This window comes from Mesorhizobium sp. M8A.F.Ca.ET.021.01.1.1, from assembly GCF_003998025.1.
GTDB lineage: Bacteria > Pseudomonadota > Alphaproteobacteria > Rhizobiales > Rhizobiaceae > Mesorhizobium.
On record NZ_RZSJ01000494.1, the window covers coordinates 1 to 4,769 of the forward strand.

6 protein-coding genes are annotated in these 4,769 nt (G+C 63.6%); 2 read left to right on the plus strand and 4 right to left on the minus strand.

The genetic code is table 11. The features are described 5' to 3' along the window. Window positions 1–5 precede the first annotated feature (5 nt). Both accC and aat read left to right on the plus strand, forming a co-directional pair. A complete protein-coding gene (accC, locus tag EOA36_RS28050; RefSeq protein ID WP_127280307.1) occupies window positions 6–1,349 on the plus strand; it encodes an acetyl-CoA carboxylase biotin carboxylase subunit in 1,344 nt (447 codons plus the stop codon). Between the two features lie 12 nt (window positions 1,350–1,361). Then, window positions 1,362–1,979: a leucyl/phenylalanyl-tRNA--protein transferase gene (gene aat, locus EOA36_RS28055; RefSeq protein ID WP_127280302.1), complete on the plus strand. Its 618-nt coding sequence runs from the start codon at window positions 1,362–1,364 to the stop codon at window positions 1,977–1,979. Window positions 1,980–1,989: 10 nt separating this feature from the next. Here the strand turns inward: aat and EOA36_RS28060 are convergent, their stop codons facing one another. The 4 genes from EOA36_RS28060 to EOA36_RS28075 all read right to left on the minus strand — a co-directional run bounded on the left by EOA36_RS28060 (window position 1,990) and on the right by EOA36_RS28075 (window position 4,616). Beyond that, window positions 1,990–2,373, minus strand: a complete 384-nt coding sequence (locus tag EOA36_RS28060; RefSeq protein WP_127280303.1) for a hypothetical protein — start codon at window positions 2,371–2,373, stop codon at window positions 1,990–1,992. 62 nt (window positions 2,374–2,435) lie between these two features. Further along, window positions 2,436–3,032 carry a DUF2155 domain-containing protein gene (locus EOA36_RS28065; RefSeq protein WP_127280304.1) on the minus strand — a complete coding sequence of 199 codons (597 nt, stop codon included), beginning with the start codon at window positions 3,030–3,032 and terminating at the stop codon, window positions 2,436–2,438. A gap of 139 nt (window positions 3,033–3,171) precedes the next feature. After that, the gene (locus EOA36_RS28070; protein ID WP_127280305.1) at window positions 3,172–3,570 is read right to left on the minus strand and encodes an NADH:ubiquinone oxidoreductase subunit NDUFA12; all 399 of its coding nucleotides are present in this window, start codon (window positions 3,568–3,570) and stop codon (window positions 3,172–3,174) included. Window positions 3,571–3,917: 347 nt separating this feature from the next. Beyond that, complete coding sequence (locus EOA36_RS28075) at window positions 3,918–4,616, minus strand: AIM24 family protein (RefSeq protein ID WP_127280306.1); 699 nt, start codon at window positions 4,614–4,616, stop codon at window positions 3,918–3,920. Between the last annotated feature and the right edge of the window lie 153 nt (window positions 4,617–4,769).

Consider the following 4,769-nt stretch of genomic DNA (forward strand, 5'->3'; position numbering starts at 1 on the left):
GCCGGATGTTCCAGAAGATCCTCATCGCCAATCGCGGCGAAATCGCACTTCGGGTGCTGCGCGCCTGCAAGGAACTCGGCATCCAGACGGTGGTGGTGCATTCGACCGCCGATGCCGACGCCATGCATGTGCGGCTGGCCGACGAAAGCGTGTGCATCGGTCCGCCGCCGTCGCGCGACAGCTATCTCAACATCCACCAGATCGTCGCGGCCTGCGAGATCACCGGCGCCGACGCCGTGCATCCGGGCTACGGTTTCCTGTCGGAGAACGCCAAGTTCGCCGACATCCTGGCGGCGCACAACATCACCTTCATCGGTCCGTCCGGCGACCATATCCGCGTCATGGGCGACAAGATCGAGGCCAAGCGCACCGCAAAGCGCCTTGGCATTCCGGTGGTGCCCGGCTCCGACGGTGCGGTGACCGAGGAAAAGGAAGCCAGGCGGATCGCCGCCGAGATCGGCTATCCCGTCATCATCAAGGCGTCGGCCGGCGGCGGCGGACGCGGCATGAAAGTGGCGCATACCGAGGCGGACCTCGAAATCGCCCTGCAGACGGCGCGCTCGGAGGCCGGCGCGGCCTTTGGCGACGACGCGGTCTACATCGAGAAATACCTGGAGAAGCCGCGCCACATCGAGGTGCAGGTGTTCGGCGACGGCTTCGGCGGCGGCGTGCATTTCGGCGAACGCGACTGCTCGCTGCAGCGGCGCCACCAGAAAGTCTGGGAAGAGGCCAATTCGCCGGCGCTCAACGCCGAGGAACGGTCGCGCATCGGCGGCATCTGCGCCAAGGCGATTGCCGATCTCGGCTATTCGGGCGCCGGAACGATCGAGTTCCTGTACGAGAACGGCGAGTTCTATTTCATCGAGATGAACACGCGTCTCCAGGTCGAGCATCCGGTGACGGAAGCGATCACCGGCATCGATCTGGTCCACGAGCAGATCCGCGTCGCTTCCGGCGGCGGCCTTTCGGTCAAGCAGGAAGACATCAAGTTCAACGGCCACGCCATCGAATGCCGCATCAATGCCGAGGATCCGCGCACCTTCACCCCCTCGCCCGGCACGATCACCCATTTTCATACGCCCGGCGGCCTCGGAATCCGCGTCGATTCCGGTGTCTACTCCGGCTACAAGATCCCGCCCTACTATGACAGCCTGATCGGCAAGCTGATCGTGCATGGGCGCAACCGAGTCGAATGCATGATGCGGCTGCGCCGGGCGCTCGACGAATTCGTCGTCGACGGCATCAAGACGACGTTGCCGCTGTTTCGCGATCTCGTCGGCAATGCCGACATCGCCAACGGCGACTACGACATCCATTGGCTGGAAAAATATCTGGCCAAGGGCGAATAGCGCGGGGACGCGATGACCCGTCCATACGCGCCAGGCTATCGCATCCCCACCGACCTTCTGCTCAAGGCATACGCCTCGGGCGTGTTCCCGATGGCCGAAAGTGCTGGTGACCCGGAAGTGTTCTGGGTGCGCCCGGAAAAGCGCGGCATCATTCCGCTCGAGGGCTTTCACACGCCCAAAAGCCTGCAGAAGACGATCCGCAGGCACCCGTTCGACATCCGTTTCGACTTCGACTTCGAGGCGACGATCGACGGCTGCGCCGAAAAGCGCGAGGAGCGCCGCTCGACCTGGATCAACGCGCCGATCCGCGAAGCCTATGTGCAACTGCACCGGATGGGACACTGCCATTCGGTCGAGGCATGGCGGGGGGAGCGTCTGGTCGGCGGGCTCTATGGGGTCTCGCTCGGGCGGGTGTTTTTCGGGGAAAGCATGTTTTCCAAAGAGACGGACGCGTCGAAGATCTGTCTCGTTCATCTTGTCGAGCGCCTGAAGGCACGCGGCTTCGCGCTCCTCGATACGCAGTTCACCACCGAGCACCTCAAGCGCTTTGGCGCTGTCGACGTGCCGCGCGGCAAGTATGAAAAGATGCTGGCCGACGCGCTCAAGGGTGAAGCGATCTTCTTTCCGTAGGGATCAAGCCCTACTTGGGCGCAGCCTCGATCGGCGTCTGCGCATGGAACATCATCTTCCAACCGTTGACGCGGTGGACATAGCCGGTGCTGACCAGTGCGGCGTAGGGTTCGCCATTCTCGCGCGTCGCATGCGCCTCGTAGGTCAGCATGACGATGTCGCTGCCCGGCTCGATTATGCCCTTGAGCTCGATGTCGAGATCGCGCCAGCGGTTGGGCTTGGTCGCGGTCTCGGCCAGATCGGCATTATCCATCGCCTTGGCCATCCGCGGAAACGCCACCAGGCATTCGGTGTCCGCGTTGGCGGCGTAGTAGGCACTGTCACCCGTCCAGAACCCCTTTTCGAGTTCCAACAACTCGGCCTTGTTGGCCATGATCCGCTTGCTGTCCGACATAGCATATCCTCCGGGCACGTCTTGATGCTCCAACGCGCGCCCGCCATGGCGGTTCCAAGAGATCAGTTGGCGGTGGTCGTGTCCGGTTCCGCGGCGTCGTCCGGCTGTGCCGCGTCCGGAGTGACCGGGGGCTTGGGCCTGGCCGAGGCGGGCTTGGTCGCGGCCGGCTTCGAGGCGTCGGCTTTCGCTCCGTCGGCCTTGCCAGCATCAGGCGCCGGTACATCCGACTTCTGCTTGCATTCCTTCAGCCAGACGTCATAGACGGCGTGCTCGACGGCATTGAGGCCAGGGCTTTCGGCAAACATCCAGCCGGTGAAGATGCGGCGGATCTTGCGGTCGAGCGTGATCTCGTCGACCTCGACGAAGGAATCGGTCTTCGGCTCCTCGTTCTCCGGCCGGGAATAGCAGACGCGTGGCGTCACCTGCAGGGCGCCGAACTGCACCGTCTCGTCGATATAGACATCGAAGGTGATGATGCGGCCGGTGATCTTGTCGATACCGGCGAACTCGGCGACCGGGTTGGCAATGCGATCCGATCCCGCTGCCGCTGGCGGCGCCGGGGCGGCAGGTGTGGGTGAAGCCGCAAAGGCGACGGTGCTGACGGCGAGGCTGGCGGCTAGCGTCAGACCGCCTGTCGATATCAGGTTGAAAAAGCTCATGCAGGGGTACCGGTGGTTCGCGCCCAGGTGATTCCATCGATCGCCAAGGCTAGTCGCCGTTTTCTGATCAGCAAGCAGCTAAACACCAATTGTGGCGATAAAGGACCGGCCTGCACCTTACGGTTACAAACCCGCGCCGTTACGACCCCGGCGTCCAGGCGTCGTAGTCGCCGGTGACCTGCGGGCGATGTTGGTTGGTCAGCACCGAGCCCTTCGGGCGATAGGCCGCGGGCGTGCCGGTCAGATTGGGCAGGTGCGGCTTTTGCCAGTCGCGCGGCCGGTAGTCGTCGCTGGGGGGAGCGACATCGACACGATGGTGAATCCAGCCGTGCCAGCCCGGCGGAATGGCCGACGCTTCCGAATAGTTGCGGTAGATGACCCAACGGCGCGTACGGCCTTCCGAATCGATACCGCCTTCATAGTAGACATTGCCGGCCTCGTCCTGGCCGACCCTCTTGCCGTACCGCCAGGTGTGCAGGCGCGTTCCCAGCGTCTGGCTGTTCCACCAGGTGAAAAACTGCGTCAGGAAAGTCTTCATCTCAGAACCCTCGCGCTGGTGGCGCCCGTTTCCTGCTTATGGCGTCAGGCCCTCGGGAAGGCAAGGGTTTTGCCGCGGGAGCGCGCAAATGGCGCGCCAGGGACCCGACACAAGCCTGTGATCCCTGGGCCTGTGATCCCTGGGGTGGCCGGATGCACGCTTGCCAAGCCTTGCCGCTCTTTCTAAAGCTCTGCGCGCCCAGGCGGAAATCCTCTGCGCCCAGGGGCTGAAGGAGGCGACGATTGGCCACGCAATTGCCGACCACCGACATTCGCATCGGTGCCGACCTGATTCGCCGCCGCAAGGGCGGCACGCCGATCACCCGTCCCGCTTGCGGCTCCCCCAGCCTACTCCTCGGTCGGCATATGCAGGTACATTGACTGGATGCCGACCCTGCCGGGGCCGGTGAAGCGGTTGACGATGAAATTCATGTTGGCGCCGAAGAAGCCGCTCGACAGCCGGTCGATCTTGGTTTCCATCCTGACCGAGGCATCCTTGAACAGCCAGCCGCCGGGTTCGATGTCGATGGTTTCGCCCGGAGCGAGCGTCTTTTCAAAAACGTTGCCGTAGCCGTGCAGCCAGACGATGCCGTCCCCGGTATCGCCGCGAAACCGGTCGATGAAGAAGCCGCTCTGGCCGAACAGCATCGTCGCCAGGCCGCGTACACGCTCGAACGTGTAGTCGACATTGCCGGTGGCGGCCAGGAACTGGTGCTCGCGCACCTGGATCTCCTCGCCTTGCCGCAGGTGAATCGGCACGATGTGACCGGGTCCGTCGCGGCTGAAGGCGATGATGCCCGCTCCCGACGCCTCGGTGACGAAGATCTGCATGCCGGCCATCATGCGCTTCAGCGACCCCTTCAGCGATTTCAGGCCGATGGTGATCGTGGAATTTTTCCACAGCAGGATGTGGTGCTCGAAATAGACAGGCATCCGCGTCACGTCGACGGAAAGCACAGGCACCAGTTCGCCAGCTATGTGATAGGTGACGCCGCCAAAGGTTTCGTCCGACACCTCGGTCGGCATCAGTTCCGGCAGGCTTGGCATGGTTTTCCCCCAGCCGTCCCGCGCGTGTCAGGTTATTCCGGCTTCGAGCGGGTCGGCCTAAGCACCTTTGGTGGCGGACATCAGGGCCGTCAAACGAAAACGGAGCCCGGGGCGGGCGCTCGCGCGAAGGTGATCACGCCGCCACGGTGGTCA

What these genes read in the sequence shown, in the direction of transcription:
- accC (WP_127280307.1), top strand. Translation starts at nt 6, where the DNA reads ATGTTCCAGAAGATCCTCATCGCCAATCGCGGCGAAATCGCACTTCGG.
- EOA36_RS28065 (WP_127280304.1), bottom strand. Translation starts at nt 3,032, where the DNA reads ATGAGCTTTTTCAACCTGATATCGACAGGCGGTCTGACGCTAGCCGCC.
- aat (WP_127280302.1), top strand. Translation starts at nt 1,362, where the DNA reads ATGACCCGTCCATACGCGCCAGGCTATCGCATCCCCACCGACCTTCTG.
- EOA36_RS28070 (WP_127280305.1), bottom strand. Translation starts at nt 3,570, where the DNA reads ATGAAGACTTTCCTGACGCAGTTTTTCACCTGGTGGAACAGCCAGACG.
- EOA36_RS28075 (WP_127280306.1), bottom strand. Translation starts at nt 4,616, where the DNA reads ATGCCAAGCCTGCCGGAACTGATGCCGACCGAGGTGTCGGACGAAACC.
- EOA36_RS28060 (WP_127280303.1), bottom strand. Translation starts at nt 2,373, where the DNA reads ATGTCGGACAGCAAGCGGATCATGGCCAACAAGGCCGAGTTGTTGGAA.